This window comes from Pseudochrobactrum mosebachae (assembly GCF_048914685.1).
Taxonomy (GTDB): domain Bacteria; phylum Pseudomonadota; class Alphaproteobacteria; order Rhizobiales; family Rhizobiaceae; genus Pseudochrobactrum.
In genome coordinates, this window is the sequence record NZ_CP128409.1 from 186,342 (window position 1) to 209,789 (window position 23,448).

General features: G+C 50.1%; 18 protein-coding genes, 1 tRNA gene, 1 pseudogene and 1 riboswitch. Of the genes and pseudogenes, 14 read left to right on the top strand and 6 right to left on the bottom strand.

Annotation, left to right across the window (positions count from 1 at the left end; all coding sequences use genetic code 11):
• Positions 1 to 2: 2 nt before the first annotated feature.
• Positions 3 to 509, bottom strand: a complete 507-nt coding sequence (locus tag MP213Fo_RS15260) for an oxidoreductase (protein ID WP_421091228.1) — start codon at positions 507 to 509, stop codon at positions 3 to 5.
• 264 nt (positions 510 to 773) lie between these two features.
• Here MP213Fo_RS15260 and MP213Fo_RS15265 point away from each other — a divergent pair, with 264 nt between their 5' ends.
• From MP213Fo_RS15265 to MP213Fo_RS15305, 9 genes are all read left to right on the top strand, one after another.
• Complete coding sequence (locus MP213Fo_RS15265; protein WP_421091229.1) at positions 774 to 1,838, top strand: LacI family DNA-binding transcriptional regulator; 1,065 nt, start codon at positions 774 to 776, stop codon at positions 1,836 to 1,838.
• A gap of 2 nt (positions 1,839 to 1,840) precedes the next feature.
• On the top strand, positions 1,841 to 2,860 hold the full coding sequence (locus MP213Fo_RS15270; protein WP_421091230.1) for an ABC transporter substrate-binding protein: 1,020 nt from the start codon (positions 1,841 to 1,843) through the stop codon (positions 2,858 to 2,860).
• Positions 2,861 to 2,967: 107 nt separating this feature from the next.
• Entirely contained in the window at positions 2,968 to 3,795 is an 828-nt protein-coding gene (locus MP213Fo_RS15275) for an ABC transporter permease (RefSeq protein WP_421091231.1), read from the top strand.
• Positions 3,792 to 4,571, top strand: a complete 780-nt coding sequence (locus MP213Fo_RS15280) for an ABC transporter permease (RefSeq protein ID WP_421091232.1) — start codon at positions 3,792 to 3,794, stop codon at positions 4,569 to 4,571. The genes MP213Fo_RS15275 and MP213Fo_RS15280 overlap by 4 nt, the downstream gene beginning before the upstream one ends.
• Positions 4,564 to 5,586 (top strand): ABC transporter ATP-binding protein, encoded by a 1,023-nt coding sequence (locus MP213Fo_RS15285; protein ID WP_421091233.1) that lies wholly within the window; start codon positions 4,564 to 4,566, stop codon positions 5,584 to 5,586. The genes MP213Fo_RS15280 and MP213Fo_RS15285 overlap by 8 nt, the downstream gene beginning before the upstream one ends.
• A gap of 9 nt (positions 5,587 to 5,595) precedes the next feature.
• The gene (locus MP213Fo_RS15290; RefSeq protein WP_421091234.1) at positions 5,596 to 6,522 is read left to right on the top strand and encodes a nucleoside hydrolase; all 927 of its coding nucleotides are present in this window, start codon (positions 5,596 to 5,598) and stop codon (positions 6,520 to 6,522) included.
• Entirely contained in the window at positions 6,519 to 8,306 is a 1,788-nt protein-coding gene (locus MP213Fo_RS15295) for an adenine deaminase (protein WP_421091235.1), read from the top strand. The genes MP213Fo_RS15290 and MP213Fo_RS15295 overlap by 4 nt, the downstream gene beginning before the upstream one ends.
• 5 nt (positions 8,307 to 8,311) lie before the next feature.
• On the top strand, positions 8,312 to 9,493 hold the full coding sequence (locus tag MP213Fo_RS15300; RefSeq protein WP_421091236.1) for an amidohydrolase: 1,182 nt from the start codon (positions 8,312 to 8,314) through the stop codon (positions 9,491 to 9,493).
• Positions 9,480 to 10,163: a phosphoribosyltransferase gene (locus MP213Fo_RS15305; RefSeq protein ID WP_421091237.1), complete on the top strand. Its 684-nt coding sequence runs from the start codon at positions 9,480 to 9,482 to the stop codon at positions 10,161 to 10,163. Before MP213Fo_RS15300 ends, MP213Fo_RS15305 begins: the two co-directional genes overlap by 14 nt.
• Before the next feature lie 94 nt (positions 10,164 to 10,257).
• Here the strand turns inward: MP213Fo_RS15305 and MP213Fo_RS15310 are convergent, their stop codons facing one another.
• Positions 10,258 to 10,476 (bottom strand): hypothetical protein, encoded by a 219-nt coding sequence (locus tag MP213Fo_RS15310; protein ID WP_421091238.1) that lies wholly within the window; start codon positions 10,474 to 10,476, stop codon positions 10,258 to 10,260.
• Between the two features lie 465 nt (positions 10,477 to 10,941).
• Between MP213Fo_RS15310 and MP213Fo_RS15315 the strand changes: the two genes are divergently transcribed.
• On the top strand, positions 10,942 to 11,622 hold the full coding sequence (locus tag MP213Fo_RS15315; protein WP_421091239.1) for an FkbM family methyltransferase: 681 nt from the start codon (positions 10,942 to 10,944) through the stop codon (positions 11,620 to 11,622).
• Between the two features lie 186 nt (positions 11,623 to 11,808).
• Here MP213Fo_RS15315 and MP213Fo_RS15320 read toward each other — a convergent pair.
• The 4 genes and pseudogenes from MP213Fo_RS15320 to MP213Fo_RS15335 all read right to left on the bottom strand — a co-directional run.
• Positions 11,809 to 12,105, bottom strand: a pseudogene (locus tag MP213Fo_RS15320) (IS3 family transposase); the annotation flags it as partial.
• Between the two features lie 148 nt (positions 12,106 to 12,253).
• Positions 12,254 to 14,968: a type 2 lanthipeptide synthetase LanM gene (gene lanM, locus MP213Fo_RS15325; RefSeq protein WP_421091240.1), complete on the bottom strand. Its 2,715-nt coding sequence runs from the start codon at positions 14,966 to 14,968 to the stop codon at positions 12,254 to 12,256.
• 16 nt (positions 14,969 to 14,984) lie between these two features.
• Positions 14,985 to 15,425, bottom strand: a complete 441-nt coding sequence (locus MP213Fo_RS15330) for a hypothetical protein (protein WP_421091241.1) — start codon at positions 15,423 to 15,425, stop codon at positions 14,985 to 14,987.
• 1,125 nt (positions 15,426 to 16,550) lie between these two features.
• Positions 16,551 to 16,626, bottom strand: a tRNA-Phe gene (locus tag MP213Fo_RS15335).
• A 452-nt stretch (positions 16,627 to 17,078) separates the two neighbouring features.
• A riboswitch (glycine riboswitch) is annotated at positions 17,079 to 17,164 on the top strand.
• A 146-nt stretch (positions 17,165 to 17,310) separates the two neighbouring features.
• On the opposite strand from MP213Fo_RS15335, the gene gcvT reads away from it, so the two are divergent.
• From gcvT to MP213Fo_RS15355, 4 genes are all read left to right on the top strand, one after another.
• Positions 17,311 to 18,426, top strand: coding sequence for a glycine cleavage system aminomethyltransferase GcvT (gene gcvT, locus MP213Fo_RS15340; protein WP_421091242.1), 1,116 nt, complete (start codon positions 17,311 to 17,313; stop codon positions 18,424 to 18,426).
• A gap of 4 nt (positions 18,427 to 18,430) precedes the next feature.
• Positions 18,431 to 18,799, top strand: a complete 369-nt coding sequence (gene gcvH, locus MP213Fo_RS15345; protein ID WP_421091243.1) for a glycine cleavage system protein GcvH — start codon at positions 18,431 to 18,433, stop codon at positions 18,797 to 18,799.
• A 3-nt stretch (positions 18,800 to 18,802) separates the two neighbouring features.
• Positions 18,803 to 21,619, top strand: coding sequence for an aminomethyl-transferring glycine dehydrogenase (gcvP, locus tag MP213Fo_RS15350; RefSeq protein WP_421091244.1), 2,817 nt, complete (start codon positions 18,803 to 18,805; stop codon positions 21,617 to 21,619).
• Between the two features lie 316 nt (positions 21,620 to 21,935).
• Complete coding sequence (locus MP213Fo_RS15355) at positions 21,936 to 23,345, top strand: amino acid permease (protein WP_421091245.1); 1,410 nt, start codon at positions 21,936 to 21,938, stop codon at positions 23,343 to 23,345.
• Positions 23,346 to 23,448: the final 103 nt, after the last annotated feature.

The following is a 23,448-nucleotide window of genomic DNA, read 5'->3' on the forward strand; positions in this document are numbered from 1 at the left end:
CTCTATTCGACGTTTAATCTGGCAACCTGCCAGGCTGAACGCGTGTAATAGGTTTGACTTTGCAACTGCGGATCACTGTCAAATGGGTAGATAATAAACAACGGGCCTTTGTCCCGAACACTCATATATTGTCCATCGCGCTTCATAGCGAGCAGCACATCGAATTTTTGAAAATCTTCCAAGGGAATAGTTGTCACATAATCATTTAATGCAGTAGCAGTCACTTTGGTTCCAGATGCCCCGACAAATTGCATCAGCTTGTTAAAATTAATACCTTCAAATTGTGTGCGGTGATCATACCACGGAGACGAGGTTTGCATGCTCTGCACACCAAGGCTTTCCAGCATTGCGCGGTCAAATTCAGCCGTCTTGCCATTATTGGTATTGGTAATATTTCCGGAAATCGTCAAAATCACTTTGCCTTCAGGTGATGGCAAAGTCCCGGCATATACGCTTGAGATAGGAATAAAAAACATCAGAAAATACACAAACATACGGCTATAGCTCATAAAATGTCTCCGAAATACATTAGACCTATATAATAATTTGCCTCATTCATTGTGAAAACCGTATCCGGTGGCTCGTTGTTTTCCACCGTTTTTAATGTTGACTGCACGTTTTTCATTCTCAATTCAGTCCGTTACACAAGTGCATGATAGTCCGCTTATATTTACAAGTCATCAATGGCTGCACTCTTGCGATAAATCCGAATTGACTCTGTTCGAAAGACCACGTATTCGACTGATTAATCGTTTAATCAAGCTTGTGCAACCATGTCCGATTCCACGCCAGTAAAACAAACAATCAATCTTAGTGCTATTGCTAAGGCTCTTGGTGTGTCTGTTGCTACGGTATCGAATGCACTATCGGGCAAAGGGCGCGTCTCAGCCAATCTGATTTCCCGCGTGCGCGAGATGGCCGACACGATGGGCTATGTACCAAGCCATACCGGCCGCGCTTTGCGCACCGGCCGCACCGGTGTTTTGGGGCTGGTTTTACCGGATATTGCCAATCCGCTGTTTCCGCAAATTGCGCAAGCCATAGAGGCCGCAGCCGCTACCGCCGGCTACGGTGTGCTGATTGCAGACTCCCGCGGCAATGTCAGCCTACAGACAGAAGCAATTAACCGACTCATTGAATATGGTGTTGATGGACTGGTGATTGTGCCGCGCCTTGGCACCCGCATTGCCACTATGGATATTCCGGTCGCCGTGATCGACAGCCCTTCAACCCCCGGCAATACAGTTGCTGCTGATCATTGGCAGGGCGGCATGCTGGTCGGCGAGCACCTCACCGCCCTTGGTCATCAGCGGGTTTTACTGATTGGAAAAAATCCGGACTCCATTGTGCAAAATGACCGCCTCGGTGGTATTCGCGCCGGTCTTTCAGGCAAAGTGCAGTTTGATGTGCTGTGGATTGAGCGTCATGAAGCCGAGTTTGGCGCCGGTGCGCCGCTGCATCTTGGCGCTAAAGTTTGCAGTGGCGTTACCGCTATTGCTGCAGTTTCTGATGTCCATGCATTGCGCGCCCTGACCGAGCTTTACCATGCCGGTTACCGCGTGCCGGACGATGTCAGTGTTATCGGCTTTGATGACCTGTTTTGGGCTTCAGGCATCACACCCGCACTTTCAACCGTGCGCATGGATTTGCCGCGGATCGGTGAGATCGCCATTGCCTCACTGGTGCAGGTTATTGAAGGCAAAATACAAAACCCCGCAGGATTGGTGCCAACCCATGGCACATCACGCGTGCCGATGACCCTGATTGCCCGCCAGACCTGCCGTTCAGTTTTATCCGATTTGCCTCATCCATCATCTCTCTCCGTAAAAGGAATGTGAAAGTGCTTAAGAAACTTCTCACTGTATCGAGTCTCGCGCTTCTGACCACAGCGTCTTATGCGCAGGAAAAAACCCTGACCATTTCCGTCTATGCTTTTGCGCAGGATGATTTCAACGAAATTCTCTACAAGCCGTTTCAAGAAAAATGCGGTTGTAAACTGGTGGTAGAGACCGGCAACAGCGTGGAGCGTCTGGCCAAAATGGAGGCCAATAAGGCCAATCCTGTGATTGATATCGCCACGATTTCTATGGCTGATGCCTTGCAGGCCTCACGCGCAGGTCTGATCGAAAAAATAGATACTGCCAAGCTTTCCAATTATGACAAGCTCTATGATATTGCCAAAGATCCGAACAAGGATGGCATGAGTGTTGGCTATACTTTCTATGCGACCTCCATTGTTTACCGTACCGATAAGATGAAAATCGAGTCATGGGCTGATCTTCTGAAGCCTGAATATGCCCAGCATATTGCGTTTCCGAATGTGACAACCAATCAGGGTCCTACTGCGCTTTATATGATTGAAAAGGCGCTTGGCACCAATAATGCCGACCTGAAAAATGCCATTGCTGCCGTTGGTGAAAAGTCTGATGATATTGTGACTTTTTACGTTAAATCATCGCAGCTGGTGCAGTTGATGCAGCAGGAAGAAATCTGGGCCGCACCGATCGGCCGCTTCTCATGGGCGCCATTCACCAAGCTAGATCTGCCGCTTGCTTGGGCAACGCCGAAAGAAGGTCAGAGCGGCGGCATGAATGTTATGGTTGTGGCCAAAGACAGCAAAAACCGTGATCTCGCCCATGAGTTCATGGATTTCTGGCTCTCGACCGAGGTGCAGAAAAAGATTGCTGACAAGCTGGTCGACAGCCCGACCAACAAAGAAGTGACGGTTTCAGACGATGTTGCCAACAACATTACCTATGGCGAAGAAACCGCCCAAAGCCTGCAACTCATTCCTGCTGATGTAACACTCGACAACCGCGATACATGGTTGAAAGAGTGGAACAGCAAAATCGGCCAGTAATCCGGCCAGTTCTCATAAGCTGCCCGGGTCGCCAATGACCACGGGCAGCTTTGTTTTTCGAGGCAAAAGCCTGAAACAGTTTGCCCCGTCATTTCATAGGAAAGCCCATGTTTAACAACCGCACCGAAGCCATGTTGCTGGCATTGCCCGCAGCGCTTTTCGCGGCTCTTGTCTTTCTCGTCCCCGTTATCTTGCTGCTGTCTGAAGGATTTCGCTCGGCAGAAGGCTGGACCATTGCGCCTTGGCTCGATTTCTTTTCAGAGCCGATGAACCGCACCGTGTTCTGGCGCACTTTACGGCTGGGACTTGAAGTTACCGTTGTGGCTGCAATTATTGGTTATGCGACCGCATGGGCAATTGTGGCACTGCCTGCAACCTCCAAAGGCCGGATGATCGGTCTGATCATGCTGCCGATGATGATTTCACCGGTTGCCCGTACCTATGCGTGGATTGTTATTCTGGGTCGCACCGGCATCGTCAATCAAGCACTTCAATCCATTGGTCTGAGCGATGCGCCATTGCGTATTCTGTTTACCGAAACCGCTATTTTTATCGGTCTTTTGCAATTGTTTTTGCCGCTGATGGTTATCTCGCTGATCAGTGCGCTTGAAAACCTGCCGAAAGATGTGGTGCCTGCGGCACGCGTGCTTGGTGCCAACTGGTTTGTGGTGTTCTGGAAAATTATTCTGCCCCTGACCAAAGAAGGTCTGGTTATCGGCGGCACACTGGTCTTCACCGGTTCGCTCACCGCTTATATCACCCCTGCCATTCTTGGCGGCTCCAAGGTTCTGATGCTGGAAACCCTGCTCTATCAGCATGTTACTGTTTCCAATGATTTTGCATCAGCCAGTGTGATCGCTCTCATCCTCGTCGCAATGAGTTTTGCGGCTAACGTGCTTCTGAAGCGCATTGCTACTGTGAGGGATAAAAAATGAGCTCACGTCTGTGGTCAAATTTAGTTCTCTTGCTGGTTGTGGTCTTTTTGATCGGCCCGTTCCTCATCATCGTTGCGGCATCGTTTTCTGCCGGTGATACGCTGGCATTTCCGCCGCAAGGTTTGTCGCTCAAATGGGTCTATAAAGTTTTCACGATTGAAAGCTTCCAGCAGAGCTTCATAACCTCGATGATTTTGGCAATCGGCGGCACCTTAACGGCGCTGCTGCTTGGCGTGCCGGCCTCCTATGCTATGGCGCGTTATCAGATGCCGTTTTCTGAAACCGTGCGCACCGTGGTATCATCGCCGGTGATTGTGCCGGGCATTATTGTCGGTCTGGCTTTGCTGCGCTATTTTGTGGTGCCGGTGGGTATGTCGATCACACTGGCGCTGTTTCTGGCGCATACCGCATTGGTGCTGCCTTATGCGGTGCGTGTGGTATCATCCAGCCTCACCAATCTGCGTTCTGATATGGAAGAAGCCGCCGTGCTGCTCGGCTGCTCACGGCTCGGCGCGTTTTTCCGCGTGGTGATGCCCAATATCAAAGGCGGGATTTTATCTGCCTTCATTCTCGGCTTTGTAACCAGTTTCAATCAGGTTCCGGTTTCGCTGTTTTTGTCAGGCCCCGGCGTGCGTACGCTGCCAATTGATATGCTGGGCTATATGGAAATCGTTTTCGACCCTTCCATCGCCGCACTTTCGTCTCTGCTTGCTTTTCTGTCCATGGGCATTGTCCTTCTCGCAGAACGCTTCCTAGGATTTTCCCGTTATGTCTGATCAAGCTTACCTCACCCTCGACCAGCTGACACTGAGCTATGGTAATACCATTGCCGTCGACAAGCTGAACCTGACCATCAACAAAGGCGAATTGCTGGCGCTGCTCGGGCCTTCAGGCTGCGGCAAAACCACAACAATGCGTGCAATTGCCGGTCTTTTAACCCCTGCTGGCGGCACAATCCGGCTGGACGGCAAAGACATTACCCGTGTGGCTGCCAATAAGCGCCAGATCGGGCTGGTCTTTCAGTCCTATGCGCTGTTTCCGCATTTAAGTGTTTTCGAAAATGTTGCTTTTGGCCTCAAGCTCAAGGGTATCAAAGGTGAAGCCCTGCGCAGTAAGGTTGAAGGCGGACTGAAATCGGTGGGTCTGGCTCAATTTGCCACCCGCAAACCGCCGGAGCTTTCCGGTGGTCAGCAGCAGCGCGTGGCACTGGCGCGCTCCATGGTTATGGAACCAAAAGTGCTGCTGCTGGATGAGCCATTGTCCAATCTTGATGCGCGTTTGCGCCTCGATATGCGTACCGAATTGCAGCGCGTGCAGCAGGAAACCGGCGTGACCATGGTGTTTGTGACCCATGATCAGGCAGAGGCGCTGGCGCTGGCCGACCGTATTGTGGTGATGCGCAATGGTGCGATTGAACAAATAGGTACACCGGAAGAGATTTATAACAATCCGGTTTCGCGTTTTGTGGCTGACTTTGTTGGTTTTGAAAATGTTTTTGCCATTCGTGATGGCAAGCTGCATTCTGAAACCGGTATTGTGCCGCTCAATGCACCGCTGCCAAAAGCAGCTGGCCTTGCTTTCCGCCCGCGCACTGTAGCGCTTGGAAACGGGCCATTAAAAGGTATCGTGCGTGGTGCAGCCTTTGCGGGTGGTACCCGTGAATATGTGCTGGAAACCGCGTTTGGTTCGGTTAAGGCCGATACAGATGCATCAATGCCGGCCTATGCGCTTGGCACTGAGGTTGCATTTGATTTTCCGATTGAGCGTGCAGCTATTCTTGAACGGGACTAAGAAACTATCATGGGTGTGTGGGTCGATACAGATATGGGCTTTGATGACATTGCCGCCTTAATGGTGGTGAAGCATCAAGGTCTTGAAATTGATGGCGTGTCTCTGGTTTTCGGCAATGCGCCGCTGGATCAGGTGTGCCGCAATGCGCAAGGTGCGGTTGCCGCTTTCGGCTGGGGCTTTCCCGTGTATGCGGGGCGTGACAAGCCGGTGCTGGCAACACTCGAAACCGCCACTGCAATTCTGGGTGACACCGGCATTCCGTCAACCGGCCTCTCTTTGCCGGAGGGAACAGCCAAGATAGAGAGCCATGCCTTTCTGGCTCTGTGCGACTGGCTGCAAGTCACATCCGGCACCAAGCGCATTCTGGCGCTCGGGCCTCTGAGCAATATTGCGGCACTGGCACTGGCACGGCCTGATTTGGCTGCTAAAATCGATGAGCTGGTCTGGATGGGCGGCGGCCTGACCAAGGGCAATCATACTGCCTCTGCCGAATTTAATGCGCTGGCTGATCCGGAGGCACTGGCGATTGTGCTGGCACATAATCTGCCGTTGAAAATGGTTGAGCTTGATTTTTGTCGTAAAATTCTGGCCACGCCTGCCGATGTTGCCCCTATCCGCTGTGCCGGTGGCCGCAATGCCGCACTGATTGCAGATATGACTGACGGCTTTATTAATATTGCGATTTCACGCGGGCGTGCTGCCATGGCGCTCTATGATCCGGCTGCGGCGGTAGCCTTTGCCCGCCCTGATCTGGTGCAATATGAGCGGGCCTTTATCGGTGTAGAACTTGCAGGCGCTTTTACCCGTGGCCGCACCGTGGTTGAAACCCGCGCCAGCCATGCAGCATTTAACGCAGCCTATGCCAGCGATGGTGATGCCGCACAAATTCTCGGCATCATTCTTGATGCGCTGACAGTGGAAGCAGCAAAACCATGACATGCAATAAGCCTGAACCGTCAGACCTTGCCGATCCGGCATTGCGCTTGCGCGCAACTGCCGCTGCACGCGGTGATGCCGCTTTTGATACGCTGATCATCAATGCAACCCTGATTGATATGGTGACCGGCGAGCATCGGCTTGCCGATGTCGGGCTGGTTGGCGCCTTGATCGCCTCCGTACATCCGCAAGGTTCCCGCACAGATGCGGCGCACATAATTGATGCCACAGGCGGTTTTCTTTCACCCGGTCTGATCGACACCCATATGCATGTGGAAAGTTCGATGGTTACCCCCGCAACCTATGCACAGGCTGTGGTGGCACGCGGTGTTACAACCGTGGTCTGGGATCCGCATGAATTTGGCAATGTGCATGGTGTTGAGGGCGTGGATTGGGCTATTCAAGCCACCCGCGATCTGCCCTTGCGCTTTATTGTTCTGGCACCATCTTGCGTGCCGTCTGCACCGGGTCTGGAACTTGCAGGTGCGGATTTTGATGCCACAGTGCTGCAGGAATTGCTGGCGCGGCCTGAAATCGGCGGCATTGCCGAAGTGATGACCATGCGCAATGTCATCAATGGTGAACCACGTATGAGTGCCATTGTGCATGCCGGCCTTGCAGCACAAAAACCGGTTTGCGGCCATGCGCGCAGCCTCACCGGCGCTGACCTGATGGCATTTATGGCAGCAGGTATTACCTCTGATCATGAGCTGGTTTCCGGCACGGATCTGATGGAAAAATTACGCGCCGGTCTCACCATTGAAATGCGCGGCTCGCACGATCATTTGCTGCCGGAATTTGTGGCCGAGCTTAACCGGCTTGGTCACCTGCCGCAAACCGTTACTCTGTGTACTGATGATGTTTTTCCCGATGACCTGCATCAGGCTGGCGGACTTGATGATGTGGTGCGCCGTATCGTGCGCTATGGCATGAAAGCGGAATGGGCTTTGCAAGCGGCAACGCTCAATGCAGCGCGGCGTTTCAACCGCGACGATCTCGGGCTGATAGCAGCGGGGCGACGCGCGGATATCGTGATCTTTGATAATCTGAGCGATTTCAAAGCCAGCCATGTGTTTGCCAATGGTGAACTGGTGGCAAGCAAGGGTGTTTTGCACCATGCACCGCACAACACTTTTGGCGGTGCATTCACCCGCTCGATGAAAATTTCTGCCCTTGAGGAGGATGATTTCCGCATAGCCTCAAGTGCCAAAAAACTGTGCGTGGCCACCATTGACCGTCCGCGCTTTACCCGCTGGGGCGAGGCTGAAACCACAGTTGAAAACGGTTTTGTGGTGCCGCCTGAAGGCTCAACGCTGATTGCTGTTGCCCATCGTCATGGTCGCGCACTGGCCAAACCAAAAATCGGTTATCTGCGTGAATGGGGCGCATGGCACGGTGCTTTTGCAACCACAGTTGCCCATGACAGCCACAACCTCACTGTTTTTGGTGGTAATGAGCGCGATATGGCAGTGGCGGCCAATGCAGTGATTGCTGCCGGTGGTGGTATGGCGGTTGCTACCAATGGTGTGGTGACGGCCTTGCTGCCTTTGCCGGTCTCCGGTCTGGTATCTGAAGCAGCCTTGTGTGATGTAGCAGAGCAGTTTGCGCATCTGCGGTCTGCGATGGATGATGTGGTTGAATGGCAGCCGCCTTATCTGATTTTCAAAGCCTGTTTTGGTGCCACACTGGCCTGCAATGCAGGCCCGCACCAGACCGATCAGGGTATATCCGATGTCGGAACCGGCCAGTTGCTGGTAAGCCCAATCCTTAAAAGTGTAGAGTGAGATTGATGTCTGATCTGATTGCTGACGAAATTGCTTTTCTGACGGAACTGCGCCGTGATCTGCACGCCCATCCTGAGTTGGGTTTTGAAGAAGAGCGCACCTCAGGCATTGTAGCCGAGCTGCTAGAGCAAGCCGGTATCACCATTCACCGCGGCCTTGGCGGCACCGGTGTGGTGGGAACTTTGCAGATTGGCAACGGCACCCGCACCATTGGCCTGCGGGCGGATATGGATGCGCTGGCTATGCCCGAAATGGCTGAGCGTCCTTATAAATCAAAATTTGCCGATAAAATGCATGCCTGCGGCCATGACGGCCACACCACCTTGCTGCTTGGTGCGGCACGCGCTTTGGCCAAAAGCCGCAATTTTTCCGGTACTGTGCATTTTATTTTCCAGCCTGCTGAAGAAGGCCGCGGCGGGGCAAAACGTATGGTCGAAGACGGGTTGTTTCGCCTGTTCCCGTGTGATGCGGTTTATGGCCTGCATAATATGCCGGGCCTTGATACCGATGAAATTGCTGTGGTTGAAGGTCCGCAACTCGCCTCTTCCGACAGCTGGCGCGTGACCTTTCGCGGTACCGGCACCCATGGCGCCAAGCCGCATCTTGGCAAAGATCCGATTACTGTGGCCGGTATCTTTCTGGCGTCATTGCAAAGCATTATCGGCCGTGTGATTGACCCGTTACAGCCTGCCGTTGTCAGCGCCTGTTCATTACAGGCCGGTGATCCGAAGGCACTGAATGTTATTCCGGATATTGTAGAAATCGGTGGTACCGCACGCGCCTATACCCCGCATGTCCGTGATCAGCTTGAAGCAGAAATCGGCCGGTTGGCGCATGGTGCCGCCAGCATGTATGGCATAAGCGCTGAGTATGAATTCATCCGCCGTATTCCGCCGGTGGTTAATCATGCTGATGCCACAGCACGCGCCTTGGGTGCAGCAAAAAAAGTTTTTGGCGAAAAAATCCGCACCAGTTTTCCACCTTCAACGGCTGGCGATGATTTTGCCTTTTTCGCCAATGAGGCCCCGGGCTGTTATGTGTGGCTCGGCAATGGCCCTGCGGTTGACGGCGCTTTGCACCATAATACCGCTTATGATTTCAATGATGATGCGATTGCGCATGGTGTGCGCTTCTGGACACAGCTGGTGACAAGCGAATTGTCGGGAGAGCCTGATGCAGCCGCATGAATTTTGGCAAAAACTGTTCGCACCCGGCAGTTTTTCGGTGGATACCGGCCATCAGAGCTTTTTTCCGGCAACGCTGGATGACGGCCGTCAATTACAGCTGCCTATCCGCCAGCTCGCCGACAAAAAACATGCTTTGGCATCGCTGATTGTTAATCAAGCGGCATTCGACGTTATGGATGCTTTGGCGACAGATCTGGCTGCTAAAATCAAACCCTACCAACCCGATGTGATTGTGGGTCTGCCCACGCTCGGCCTGACACTTGGCAGTGAAGTGGCACGCAAACTCGGCCATAGCCGCTATGTGCCTTTGGGCACGTCGCGCAAATTCTGGTATGAGGAAGAATTATCGGTTCCGCTTTCCTCGATCACCACACCGGATCAGATAAAACGCCTGTATATCGACCCGCGTATGCTGCCGTTGTTGGACGGGCAACGCATAGCACTCATTGATGATGTGATTTCCAGCGGAACATCAATTGTAGCAGCGCTCAATCTGCTAAACGCGCGCGCATTGAAGCCAGTGGTAATCGGTGCCGCAATGCTGCAAACCCAACGCTGGCGTGCCATGCTTGACCCTCTGGGTAAAGAGTATCCGGCGATGGTGCAAGCTTGTTTTACAACGCCACTCTTACAGCGCAATGATGACGGGCACTATACGCCTGCACAATAAATCATGCGGTTGAGCGCTGAGAAGAATGATTGAGGGCGTGGCATCAAACATGCCCTGCCCTCAATTTATTTGCCTGCTGTCAAAACTGAATTCTTCACTTGGAGAGTGTATCGCTGTCATCATCCAGATCAGCCAAGTAATTATCAACAGCAACAATAGCCAGTTCCAGTTCTGCAATCTGTCTGAGCAGACCTTTATTCGGAAAACTGTCAAAGTCCGCAGCTTCATCGAGGAGACGCTTTTGCTCTTCACGGATAACATCTGAAAGCTTTAAGAGCTGCGATTTATTGGTATTACTATTTACAGAAACCAATAGTGGTTCCTCCTATCTCGATCTTGTAGTTATGCTTGGGTGTAGTCTAGCATTATCAGGGCGATTTATCAGCCAAAGAGTGTGTTTTTATTAAAAAATCCACGTCTATCCGGCTGTATCCTATTATCAGTTAAATCTTCAGAACTGTTCGTCGCAAATAGTCCTATACTCATAGCTCACCCACTCAATGGGGCGGTCGATACTCAGACTTGCGCCGCAAATCAGCAATAATATAATCGACACAATCAATGTCGCCACAATAATGGTGGATAGAAATCTTATGCGTCATTTAAATATTGTTATAATGACATATATTGAAGTCTGTCAGCATAATGTCTTAATACAATAGTCATTATGTCAACCATGACAACCGCGTCAATGGTTTTACGGCTATTATCGTTCAAATCCGGCACAATACGGGCAGAAAACACTATAAATAACGATCAAAGGAATTTGAACGCAATCATGCTCTCACTCCATGGAATTACGATACCAATTACTGAACAGGATGTTTCGCCAGTTATCTGGCAGGCTTTGACTGATGGTAGTTATGAAGCCAAAGAAGCGCAGAGTGTTTGCAAGGCTGTTAAACCTCAGGACAAGGTTCTGGAACTCGGTGCAGGGATCGGAATTATTACCTGCGTAATCGCTAAAATTCCTGATGTGACTGTCTGGGCATATGAAGCAAACCCGACAACAGCGGCACTCGCTAAACGGGTTATTGAGGCCAATCATCTTGATAATATTACTTTATCGCAAGGCCTGTTAACTGCCGGAGATCCGCAGAACTTTGATTTCTATGTTCGCCAAGATCTCTGGATGTCGTCAATGGATATTAATCAGGGGCCTTACGAACGGAAAATATCTCTGACTTCAGAAAATATTGATGCATTTATACAAGAACATAACATCAATGTACTGGTGATGGATATTGAAGGCGCCGAACGTAACCTTTTACGCGATGCCTGGCTCACCGGTATTGAGCGAATATTTCTCGAGTTGCACGACCATCTCTACGGGCTTGCAGGTATTCTTGATATTACACAGGCACTTGCTGCCAAAGGCTATGCCTATGATCCGCGTGGCTCCTCTGGCCCGTGCGTTTTATTTGCTCAAGATGACGGCCCGCGTGAATATAAGAGTTGAATGAGGCCGTGATACATTTGCGATACAATCAGTCTTGCTAATATTAATAATCATTAGCCTATACCTGATATTATCGCTTTAAGAAAAGACACGCTATAGTGAAAATCCAATTTTCAAGGTAGTTCAGTCGCGTAAGCTAATAACCTATATCCGTGCCTGTGTAATGTTCAGAGGGCATGTAAGAAATTAAACACTATGCATAACATTGAAATAGCCCCGAGTATATGAGGCACACATGACCTTCATTTTATAGTCTTGCTCACAGTGTGCTGGTGACAGCATACCGTTTCTAACGTGCTTACGTTGCGGATTATAAAACATCTCAATGTAATCGAATATATCTTGCCTTGCTTCAGCTCGTGTTCTGTATGTTATGCGCCCAATACGTTCGCGCTTCAGTAGATTACAAAAGCTTTCCGCGACAGCATTGTCGCGACAATTTCCACAGCGGCTCATAATGTGCTCAAAATTGTGTTGTGGAAGAACACCCTATGAGACAATGATCGATGGTAAAGCAATCTGGATGGAAAAATTCATAGGTTGAATTTAACCTGACAGGCGCCAGCATAAAACTGGTCAATGTCAGATCAAGTCACAACCACTACTGGTTAACACCGGTAGTTCTTCAGGTTTAGAATACTATCGTATTCAAAAGAATGGCAGCTCCAGCAAATAGGCTGGCCGTACCTGTCATTGCACCTACAAGTTCAGAACCGTTCAGTCCGTAGTTTGTGATCAGGCCGGCTCGTTCTAATTCCAGGCGCACTTTTCCGAGTGCATGATCACCACTTTCACCGAGCGCCCGCTCCAGATAGTAGTCTGCCATAGATCCGTGACATATGCCCAGTGATCCTTGTGGCTCGCCAAGGCGAGCCTTGACTACACGCATATCTGCATTGAATATCTCCGGTGCCATGTATGGGCGTAAAAGCAACCGAGAGAACCCGAATCCCGCGGTACCGTGACACCAAGAGGCGTCTGCCGGCGCGCCCGTATCAAGTCGCGGCCAGCCCTTTTCTGTGCGTAAGGCTGTTTCCCGCTTTAAATTACTCTCAATTAGCCATACGGCCTGCGCATTCTCAATGTTGAAGCGCTGCATATATTGCGCGATTGCGGCCGACACACCAGCAGTACCATGGGCGAAGCCTAACAATGTATCCTCTTGGCGCAGCGAAAGCCCATGCGTTATGATCCGGTGAAACAGAACATCTGCAAGCTGTTGTATTTCTGTTGCAATCGGATAGTCCCTATAAATGTCATGCAAGCGTAAAAGCATCTCAAGACTGCCGCTTGCGCCTGAAACGTAATCGAGTTCATTGTAATGTTCCCATTTGTGTGAGAGCAACCGGTAACATAGTTTGGACAATGTCCGTTGCATGACTGGTAATTTATGCGTCAGGCGGTCACTTTGTATAAGGCTAACGGCCCACAACGATCCGGCTGCCCCATTCAAAGCGCCCATTTCCGCAGTAGGCTCGGCATCAAGTTGTCCGGTCACTTGCTCTGCCAATAGATCGGCAAATTTGAGATAGCGTTCGTCCTTAAGCCGTAATCCTGCCAGATGGAACGCAAGCGCAATACCAGCAGCACCATCGTACAGGTCAAATAGTGATAATCCGGCCTGCAATTTTGTAGCTGTAACCGGCGATATAGTCCGCCAACAATAACTCCCTTCGATCTCTAGAGCTTGCTCTAAAACTTGGTTTAGAATTGTTTCAGCCATGAAGTCCAGCCATTGAGAATTGGACAAGTCGGACTGATGCTCGCAACTCCAACCTGATAGTGCAGTTTTACGGCCGGGTCGTAGACGATACGTATAAAGTGTATAGCGTAGGTCATCGTTTGCAGATTCTATAAAGCGGGGTGACAGTCGTGCTAATTGACGTTGCACCAGCTGAATCGGAGTAAGTAGAACGGGCACACAAAGTGTGTTGCCGGAAGCGTCAGTAACCGTAGAATCTCCGAATGCCATCTCAAAATAGGGAATATCTCCATTTTGCAGCTGCTCGAACTCAGCTTTTAAAATATCCGGACTAAGTGACGGATTAGCCAGCTTGAGAAGCTCACAGTTTGCTTCTCTGCGGATCATCGCATCGGGATGCCAACTATTGTTCAATAAGGTTGAATAGTTTGATGTTGCGCGAAAAATGATACGTGTCGTGACACCTTGCATACTGTGTTTTAGCTTTTCAAATACAGTATCGCGATTATCCAAAATAAATGCGAATGTCTGATTCATGCCATTGATCAGGCAAACATCATAAGAGGAGAAATCCGATATAGGCGTCTCGCCAAGCCGAACCTCGCAATTGCACTGCTCCATTACTAATTTACGTGGCTCCAGCCGTGTATTACTCTCTCTGCGCTGCGGATTAACCATAACTTCAATGTCAATTTTATCAGCTGTTTGTGATGTGAGCGGGCTAATATCTATTGCACCACCCTGCTGATGAGCGGGTAAGAGTAAAGACGCATAGAGGTGCGAAATTCGCGGCGAATTTTTTTCATCTTCCAAAAGACATGAGAAAAGGGTCTCGCTGTCGACAATCACCGAATATTGCCCCGCAGCCACGATGTTTTCCTTGTGGAGATCGGTAGCACCGAAAATGTGTGTCAAAGCAACAAGTGAACCATAACAGCGATAATAGTATTGCACTTCGTTTTCGTCAGCGCAGGCCTTCTGCTCAACCCCTTGAGCCCAGCCATAGCCTTCTCTTAAGAGGACATTCGGGACTAGATGCTTGATTGGTGCGTGCTCGTTCCACCATTCAACAAAGGCGATGAAACCAGCATCAATCGCCAAGTTGCGTGGCTTGTAATAGATCGTACGAATATTACGCTTTTCGTTTACAAATGTAATACGAGCTGTTTGTTGCATACCGCGATGCGGATCACCTACAAAGGTAATGTCGGTGACAGCCGTAACGCTTTCATCCTCGTAAAAGGCCGCTGCAACAGATAGGATATCAGCATCAATCCGATGTATAAGCGTTGCAAGACTTTGTGCCAGTGGCTCGGCTTGTTGTCTCCACCGCGGCCAGAGGTCGGGGTATTTGTCAGCAAGAAAAGAAAAATTGTCGGGCTTTACGATCTCTGTAGCGAAATACTCAAAACGCTCGGCCACAGTATCGCCGTGCAATAAACCTTCTGCATCAGCAAAGTTCATTTCCACCATTAAAAGACGTTCCCAAGCACGGCGTAGCAGAGGAAGATAGGCAGTCTCGATAAGCTTTTGACACGTATTTTTGCTGATAAAGTGAGACGGCAGTCGAGAAAGATGTTCAATCAGCTTGTGAGTAATGTGTAGATATACATTGCCAAAGATTTCGTTCTGAAACATGAACATCCAGTCTTGCTAAAAATTATTTTGAGGGGTTAATGGCATCGATGGAGACGGAGAAAAAAGCGCGATTATTCACATTGCCTTGAAACTCAAACTGTTCTTTCCTGCTCTGTTCCAGGCTGCAGTGATGTGCTGCTGAAATCAGCAACGGTTTGGACGGTCTAATCGGCCCTGAAAAATGCCACTCCATTCGGCGGACAAAAAGAAAACACATCGGTTTTTTCTGCTGGAGACGGATATATTGAAGCACAACAAAACCGAGTGACTGGATCATCCGATCTAGCAACAGCATCGACACGTTGAACTCGCTGCTACTTTTGACACTGAGCTTTGCATTTAATTTTGTGCCATCAATTTTTAGCTCTTCGACCCTGTAGTCTTCGCCTTTAAAATTCTCTGTAAAATATATGTACTGCTCGACTTCATCATGGCTGCTGAATATTTTGAAGAGTTTGGTCATCGGATTGAAATACCAATTAAAAGATTTCAATTTAAATCATGACGCTGGGTCACGACCGATAGTGTTTGTGACCCAGCGATTCATAGCAGTGGGCTATTCCTAACGCTCAAATAGGCAGTCGGAGTTTGTCACCGCTTACCAACGACTAGCAACAAATATCGGTGCTTGTCCGGGTGGGGCAGGCTCCTTCGTGTGTACAGCGTGCCATTTCTGCCGTGATCGTAATACGCTCACCGACAACAGCTTTGGAAAGAGTTTTATCATAATTTTTTGTTAACATAATAATACTCCAAATTAATTGAATGTTTATAGTTTGTTTAAAAATGATCATTTAATAACGATCATTTTTAATTTACAACATTATAAGTATATTTATATCGCTATATTATATTAGCTAGAAATTGAGCACAAATACCCGATTATTTTATAAACTCCCCTTTTAGAAGCCAACTAAAAATAACTCCAGATCATCGTGTCCGGTTTAGAGAGTTTACCCTTACTAGGCAGTGTAACATTAACTTAAAATCGGCCACATTACGGTCTTTGAGCCGACTTTTACGCATGCCCTCAGACATGTGATTTCACGCCAGGTCTGCATTACAGCCTGGTGGAAAAATGGCTCAAAACTCACGGCATGCTCTCGTCCATGAGCGGAAAAGGCAATTGTTATAATGTGGAGACGGTCTTCAGGGCGATTAAATCAGAACTGATTTAATCGTCCTGTCTTTCTAACTAGAGCGGTTTACGTTTAAACTGGATCATGTAATCCGCTCTAAGTTATTGTTTTTACGCATTATCGTGGCCGCCCAATGATTCCATTGAACTACGAAATGCTCTAGAGCGGGTAAGGTTCAGGTTAAATTGCAGCGCTCGCTCTAGTTTGCAGAGTTTTCGCATTGTCCTCCCTATCAAGTTGATAGGAAAATGCTGTAAAAATAATGCCCTTAAAACTATGTATTAACGGCTTCAATACTCCCATTCGCTGACACTCAGCATTGCGGTATAAAACACCAATCTCATATGTAATGGCAAAGCGAAACCTAGAGCCGGAAACTCCCCACTAATTAAGGACAAGTCCACGTCAACAACAATTGTCAAATGAGATAGAAATTCAAGGAATTAAAGTGGTGCCCGGAGACGGATTTGAACCGCCGACACGCGGATTTTCAATCCGCTGCTCTACCAACTGAGCTATCCGGGCATCCATGCTAGCCTGTGTGGCTGGCGTGACGGGGTTGGTGTGTCCGTCAGAATTGAGCGGTTTATAGCATTAAATTTTCACCTGTCCAGCACCCAAAGTATGTTTTATTGGGTGATAATGCAATTATTTCAACAAACCCCACGTTTTCCTTGATTTTTAAGGGATAATTTCTTTTGAAAATGCCCTCACACCCCCTGCCACAGGCACAATTTGCTGTTGTGAGCCCTTCTCAAAGCCGTGAATCACGCGAATCTCTGCTGCTGTGATTGTGTGCGAGCCTATGTGACAAACGTTCAATCCGTCTGCACTTATATAAACTAAATCATAGCATGCACCTAAATGCGCGATGATGCCTTTATATATTCGCTGCAATTTTGATAATTGCAGATGACTTCGCTTATAAGCTACGATAAAAGGGCAACATGTCGAGGACAGGATAGTATCCTGATTCCTGTTTGTCTGCGGGAGAGTGCCGGAAACGGCCACCGAAGGGGAAATCGCCCGAAATCTCTCAGGTATCAAGAACCGCAGAAAAACAAGGCAACTCTGGAAAGTCGGGGGTAACTCCGCGCCGAAGGTGTAAGTGAGCTTTTAAAGGCTTGCGAGTCTCTCAGGCTTCCGACAGAGGGGCACATCATGGCTTTCCGCTTTTGCGGAAGGCGGACGTGTGTTTAGGAGTTAATAATGGGCGATACATCTTCTTTAAAAGCTCTTCCGCTGGAAGAATTACATACTGCATCCGGTGCCCGTTTTGGTGGTTTCGCCGGATGGAATATGCCTCTGACCTATCCGCTCGGCGTGATGAAAGAGCATGTTCACACCCGTGAGCAGGCCGGTCTGTTTGATATTTCACATATGAAACTGATTGAAGTTTCAGGTGTCGATGCAGCGCAGTTATTTGCGCGTCTTTGCCCTATTGATGTGACAAAGCTCAATCAGGGGCAGTCAAAATACACATTCCTGATGAATGATGATGCAGGTATTATTGATGACCTGATTGTGACCCGTCTGGGTGACGAGCGCTATATGGTTGTTGCCAATGCCGGCAACGCAGATATCGACATTGCCCGGTTTCAGGCAGCGGCCGCAGCGCTGAACTGCACAGTAACCCCGCTTGACCGTGTGCTGCTCGCCCTTCAGGGCCCGCAGGCTGCGGGTGTCATGCAGAGCCTGCAGAACGATCTGGGCTTCAGCATTGACGACCTTAAATTCATGCATGGTATTGAGCCAAAGCAGGGTTGGTTTGTAACCCGCTCCGGCTATACCGGTGAAGACGGCTTTGAAATTGCGGCACCGGTTGCCGATGGTATGGCCCTAGCCAAATCCTTGCTGGGCGATGCCCGTGTGGCATGGATTGGTCTTGCCGCGCGCGACAGCCTGCGCCTTGAAGCGGGTCTTTGCCTGCATGGTCAGGATATCAGCGCAACCATTGATCCGGTTTCAGCCGGTCTCACATGGGCGATCACCAAAGCTGTGCGCGAAAAAGCTGAATTTCCGGGCGCTGCGAAAGTGCTTGAGCTGATTGCTTCAGGCCCTGCAAAACGCCGCGTTGGCATCAAGCCGGAAGGTCGTCAGCCGGTTCGTATCGGCACCAAATTATTTGATGAGGCCGGTCTGGAAGTGGGTGAAATCACCTCCGGCGGTTTTGGCCCGTCAGCTGGTTTTCCTGTGGCCATGGGCTATGTCAGAACAGATCTGAAAGAGCCCGGCACACGTCTTTATGCGGAAGTCCGCGGCAATAAAATGCCTGTAGACGTCCATACACTTCCATTTACACAACCTCGCTATCACAAAGGATAATCGCATGCCTAAAATCTTTTTTACCGAAGATCATGAATGGCTCAGCGTTGAAGACGGTGTTGCTACCGTCGGCATCACCAACCATGCCCAGGAACAGCTCGGCGATCTGGTATTCGTAGAATTACCGGAAGTTGAACGCGTTGTTGAAAAAGGCGAAGCCATCGTTGTGGTTGAATCTGTGAAAGCCGCGTCTGACGTTTATGCGCCGCTGAATGGTGAAGTTGTTGCTGTTAATGAAGAACTTAATGGCAATCCGGCTCTCGTCAACAGCGCTGCCGAAGGCGAAGGCTGGTTGTGGAAAATGAAACTCTCCGATGAAAGCCAGCTGGAAGGCTTGCTTGACGCGGCCGGTTATCAGGCACTGGTTGGATAAATCATGGCATCTTCATCCCTTCCGTTCGTAGAGCGCCATATTGGCCCGCGCGAGCCTGAACAGCAGGCAATGCTGTCAGCGCTCGGCCTGCCGTCGCTTGACGCTCTGATCAGTCAGGCAGTGCCGCGTTCAATTCGTCTTGACCGCGCACTGAACCTGCCTGCTCCGCTTGATGAAGCCGCAGCCCTGCATGAACTGTCCGGTATTATGGACCGTAATGTGGTGGCCAAAAGCTTCTATGGTGCCGGTTATCACGGCACCCATGTGCCACCGGTCATCCAGCGTAACCTGTTTGAAAATCCGGCATGGTACACAGCCTATACTCCGTATCAGGCTGAAATCAGCCAGGGTCGCCTTGAACTGCTGTTCAACTTCCAGACCTTGGTAACAGAGCTGACCGGCCTGCCGGTTGCCTGTGCATCACTGCTTGATGAAGCCACAGCGGTTGCAGAAGCCGTGGGCATTGCCTATCGCCATCACCGCGAAAAACGTCCGAAAATGGTTATTGCCGGTGCCCTGCATCCGCAGTCTCTGGATGTTTTGAACACCCGTGCAGAACCGCATGGTATGATTATTGATGTTGATGGTGAAGTTGATACCACCACGGCAGCAGTGATTATCCCTTGGCCGGATACACACGGCGTTTACGGCGATTTCGACCGTATTATTGCCAGTGCCAAACAGACCGGCGCTTTGGTAATTGCGGTGGCTGATCCGCTGGCGCTCACCGTTACCCAGTCTCCGGGCTCTTGGGGTGCTGATATTGCTGTCGGTTCCATGCAGCGTTACGGCGTACCAATGGGCAATGGTGGCCCTCACGCTGCCTATCTCGGTGTGAAAGAAAACCTCACCCGTATTATTCCGGGTCGTATTGTTGGTCAGTCACTGGATGCCCATGGCCGTCCAGCCTACCGCCTTGCTCTGCAAACCCGTGAGCAGCATATTCGCCGCGATAAAGCGACCTCGAATATCTGCACCGCGCAGGCTCTGCTTGCCAATATGGCCGCATCTTATGCGATCTGGCATGGCCCTAAAGGCTTGCAGGCCATTGCTGATGCCGTTCATACGATCGCTGCCCGCTTTGCGACATCCGTCAAAGCTGCCGGTTTTGAACTGGCCGGTGACAAATTTGGTGGCACACTGTTTGATACAGTGACCATCACAGTTAAAGGCAAAGCACAGGATTATGCTGACAAGGCTATGGCCGATGGCCGCCTGATCCGTGTGATTGATGCTAATACTGTGTCTGTGACTTTCGATGAAACCTCGCTGGAAGACGATTATCTGGCACTGGTTGCATTGTTTGGTGCAAAGCCTGTTGAAAGTGCTGCCCGCATGTTGCCGGATGCACCGCGCGACGAGCATTTTCTGACCCAGCCTGCCTTCCACAGCTACCGCTCAGAAACCGAAATGATGCGTTTCCTGCGTAAGCTGGCAGACAAGGATCTGGCACTTGACCGTGCAATGATCCCGCTCGGTTCCTGCACCATGAAGCTCAATGCGGCAGCAGAAATGATGCCGGTATCATGGGCAAGTGTTGGCGGCCTGCATCCTTTTGCACCGGCTACGCATCTGGAAGGCTACAAGGTTCTTACCGATAATCTTGAAAGCTGGTTGTGCGAAGTGACCGGCTTTGATGCCGTATCGCTGCAGCCTAATGCCGGTAGTCAGGGTGAATATGCCGGTCTTCTGGCAATCCGCCGCTTCCACCGTGCCAATGGCGACGAAAACCGTAGCATTTGCCTTATCCCGTCTTCAGCCCATGGCACCAATCCTGCCAGCGCACAGATGGCCGGCATGCAGGTGGTTGTGGTCAATTGTCTGGATGACGGTGATATTGATGTGGCCGACCTTAAGGCGAAAGCGGAAAAACACCGTGATACGCTGGCAGCACTGATGATCACTTATCCGTCGACCCATGGCGTGTTTGAAGAAACCATCCGTGAGATCTGCACCATTATTCATGATAATGGCGGTCAGGTCTATTTCGACGGTGCGAACCTCAATGCGCTTGTTGGTCTGGCTCGTCCTGCCGATATCGGTGCCGATGTTTGCCATATGAACCTGCATAAAACTTTCTGCATTCCGCATGGCGGCGGCGGCCCGGGCATTGGCCCGATCGGCGTTGGCGCGCATCTGGCACCATTTTTGCCGGGTCACGTGAATGCAGGCAGCGACAATGCCGTTTCAGCAGCACCTTTCGGCAGCGCTTCCATTCTGGTTATCACATGGATGTATATCCGTATGATGGGCGGAGCGGGTCTCAAGCGTGCAACCGAAGTTGCCATTCTCAATGCAAACTATATTGCCGAGCGTTTGAAGGATCATTATCCGATCCTTTATACCGGTGCGAATAGCCGCGTTGCGCATGAATGCATTCTCGATACCCGCGTGTTGAAAGACAAAGCCGGCATTACGGTTGAAGATGTTGCGAAACGTCTGATCGATTATGGCTTCCACGCTCCGACCATGTCATGGCCGGTTGCCGGAACTCTGATGGTTGAGCCGACTGAATCTGAATCGAAGGCTGAAGTAGACCGTCTTTGCGATGCGATGATTTCTATCGCTCAGGAAGCCGCGAAAGTTGAAGCCGGTGTCTGGCCGCAGGATGACAATCCGCTGGCCAATGCACCACATACGGTTGCAGACACGATGGTTGACGAGTGGAAGCACCCGTATTCGCGTTCAGAAGCAGCGTTCCCTGCCAAAAACATGGATCCGGCCTCGAAATACTGGGCTCCGGTATCCCGCATTGATAATGTGGGCGGTGATCGTAATCTGGTGTGCTCATGCCCGCCAATGGATGCATATACCGACTAAAGCAATTAAAAGCCCCGATGAAAATCGGGGCTTTTTTATTAGGAGCGGTGACCAGCCTTTCCTTGACTATGCAACATTAGTCTAAGCTTATGCAATTTTTCTTTCACTCCTCTATCCATAGGAGTATTGCCTGCTGATGTCTGGCTTGCGGCGGAATCAGCATAGATGCTTGCATCTTAAATTTTGCGTGCAACAGGCATAAAACATAAAGCCAGAGCGGTTTTCTTTACGAAAAACATCCCCCGCTCTCCTGCGGAGCCCTTTCTTGGAAATAGGAGGGAAAGAGCTCCGGCATATGAATTGTGAGGCATACTACATGGATACTGCATCAGGGCATACCAATCCGGCTCAACAGCCGGATGATACTCATCTCGCCCGTAATCTTAAAAATCGTCATCTTCAGTTAATCGCTATCGGCGGCGCCATCGGTACCGGCCTTTTCATGGGCTCGGGAAAAACCATTTCTCTTGCAGGCCCGTCAATTTTGCTGGTCTACGCGATTATCGGCTTCATGCTGTTTTTCGTCATGCGGGCATTGGGTGAATTATTATTATCCAACCTCAATTACCGCTCCTTTGCCGATTTTGCCGGCGACTATCTGGGGTCATGGGCGCAGTTTTTTACCGGCTGGACCTATTGGCTGTGCTGGATCGTCACCGGTATTGCTGATGTAGTGGCGGTATCCGGCTATATGTCATTCTGGTTTCCAGAACTGGCACTATGGGTGCCGGCACTAGGCCTGATCGTGGCTCTGGTAGCCCTGAACCTGCCCAATGTGCGTAATTTCGGTGAGATAGAGTTTTGGTTCGCACTGATTAAAATCGTAGCCATTATCACCTTGATCATTACCGGCGTTGTCATGCTGACATCCGGCTACACATCACCCAATGGCACTCCCGCTTCTATCAGTCATTTGTGGGATCAGGGCGGCTTCTTTCCAAATGGTTTCTTCGGCTTTGTCGCCGGCTTCCAGATTGCCGTATTTGCCTTTGTCGGCATTGAACTGGTGGGAACAGCAGCCGCAGAAACTGAAAATCCGGAACGCAATCTGCCAAAGGCAATCAACTCAATTCCAGTGCGTATTGTGTTGTTTTACCTCGGCTCGCTGTTTGTCATCATGACCGTGATGCCGTGGAATCAGGTTGACCCGACAACCAGCCCGTTTGTGGCAATGTTCTCGCTCGCGGGACTTGGTATTGCAGCGCATGTGGTCAATTTTGTGGTGCTAACATCAGCGGCATCCAGTGCCAATTCCGGAATTTATTCCACATCGCGTATGATTTTCGGACTGGCAAACTATGCGCTGGCACCTAAAACGCTCGGCAAGCTTAATAAACGTAAAGTGCCGGTCAATGCGCTGTTCTTCTCCTGCACATTTCTGCTAGCAGGCGTGGTGCTGCTTTATGCCGAACAGAGCATTATTGAAGCCTTTACGATTGTAACCACGATTTCGGCTTTACTGTTCATTTTCGTGTGGTCAATCATTTTGGCATCTTATGTGCAATATCGCCGTACGCGCCCTGATCTGCACCAGCAGTCCAAGTTTAAAATGCCGCTTGGTTATGCAGCGGTGGTGATGGTCTTTGCGTTTTTCGCCTTCATCCTCTGGGCACTTGCCCAGCAGGCCGATACCGCGCAAGCACTGCTGATCACACCATTCTGGTTTGTATTTTTGGGCATTGTCTATCTGGTAATCCGTAAGAAAAATACTAGCAAAACCGTGTAAAAATTTACGCAATACTATAATGGCCGCCTCATCTGGCGGCCATTATATTGAAAAGTGCATATTCAATTATGCCTGTATAAAGGCATGATATGCGAAAACTCTA

Bases quoted from the DNA above. Each gene is read 5' to 3' on its own strand.
- MP213Fo_RS15260 (WP_421091228.1), bottom strand. From the start codon at position 509: ATGAGCTATAGCCGTATGTTTGTGTATTTTCTGATGTTTTTTATTCCT.
- MP213Fo_RS15265 (WP_421091229.1), top strand. From the start codon at position 774: ATGTCCGATTCCACGCCAGTAAAACAAACAATCAATCTTAGTGCTATT.
- MP213Fo_RS15275 (WP_421091231.1), top strand. From the start codon at position 2,968: ATGTTTAACAACCGCACCGAAGCCATGTTGCTGGCATTGCCCGCAGCG.
- MP213Fo_RS15280 (WP_421091232.1), top strand. From the start codon at position 3,792: ATGAGCTCACGTCTGTGGTCAAATTTAGTTCTCTTGCTGGTTGTGGTC.
- MP213Fo_RS15285 (WP_421091233.1), top strand. From the start codon at position 4,564: ATGTCTGATCAAGCTTACCTCACCCTCGACCAGCTGACACTGAGCTAT.
- MP213Fo_RS15290 (WP_421091234.1), top strand. From the start codon at position 5,596: ATGGGTGTGTGGGTCGATACAGATATGGGCTTTGATGACATTGCCGCC.
- MP213Fo_RS15295 (WP_421091235.1), top strand. From the start codon at position 6,519: ATGACATGCAATAAGCCTGAACCGTCAGACCTTGCCGATCCGGCATTG.
- MP213Fo_RS15300 (WP_421091236.1), top strand. From the start codon at position 8,312: ATGTCTGATCTGATTGCTGACGAAATTGCTTTTCTGACGGAACTGCGC.
- MP213Fo_RS15305 (WP_421091237.1), top strand. From the start codon at position 9,480: ATGCAGCCGCATGAATTTTGGCAAAAACTGTTCGCACCCGGCAGTTTT.
- MP213Fo_RS15315 (WP_421091239.1), top strand. From the start codon at position 10,942: ATGCTCTCACTCCATGGAATTACGATACCAATTACTGAACAGGATGTT.
- lanM (WP_421091240.1), bottom strand. From the start codon at position 14,968: ATGTTCATGTTTCAGAACGAAATCTTTGGCAATGTATATCTACACATT.
- MP213Fo_RS15330 (WP_421091241.1), bottom strand. From the start codon at position 15,425: ATGACCAAACTCTTCAAAATATTCAGCAGCCATGATGAAGTCGAGCAG.
- gcvT (WP_421091242.1), top strand. From the start codon at position 17,311: ATGGGCGATACATCTTCTTTAAAAGCTCTTCCGCTGGAAGAATTACAT.
- gcvH (WP_421091243.1), top strand. From the start codon at position 18,431: ATGCCTAAAATCTTTTTTACCGAAGATCATGAATGGCTCAGCGTTGAA.
- gcvP (WP_421091244.1), top strand. From the start codon at position 18,803: ATGGCATCTTCATCCCTTCCGTTCGTAGAGCGCCATATTGGCCCGCGC.
- MP213Fo_RS15355 (WP_421091245.1), top strand. From the start codon at position 21,936: ATGGATACTGCATCAGGGCATACCAATCCGGCTCAACAGCCGGATGAT.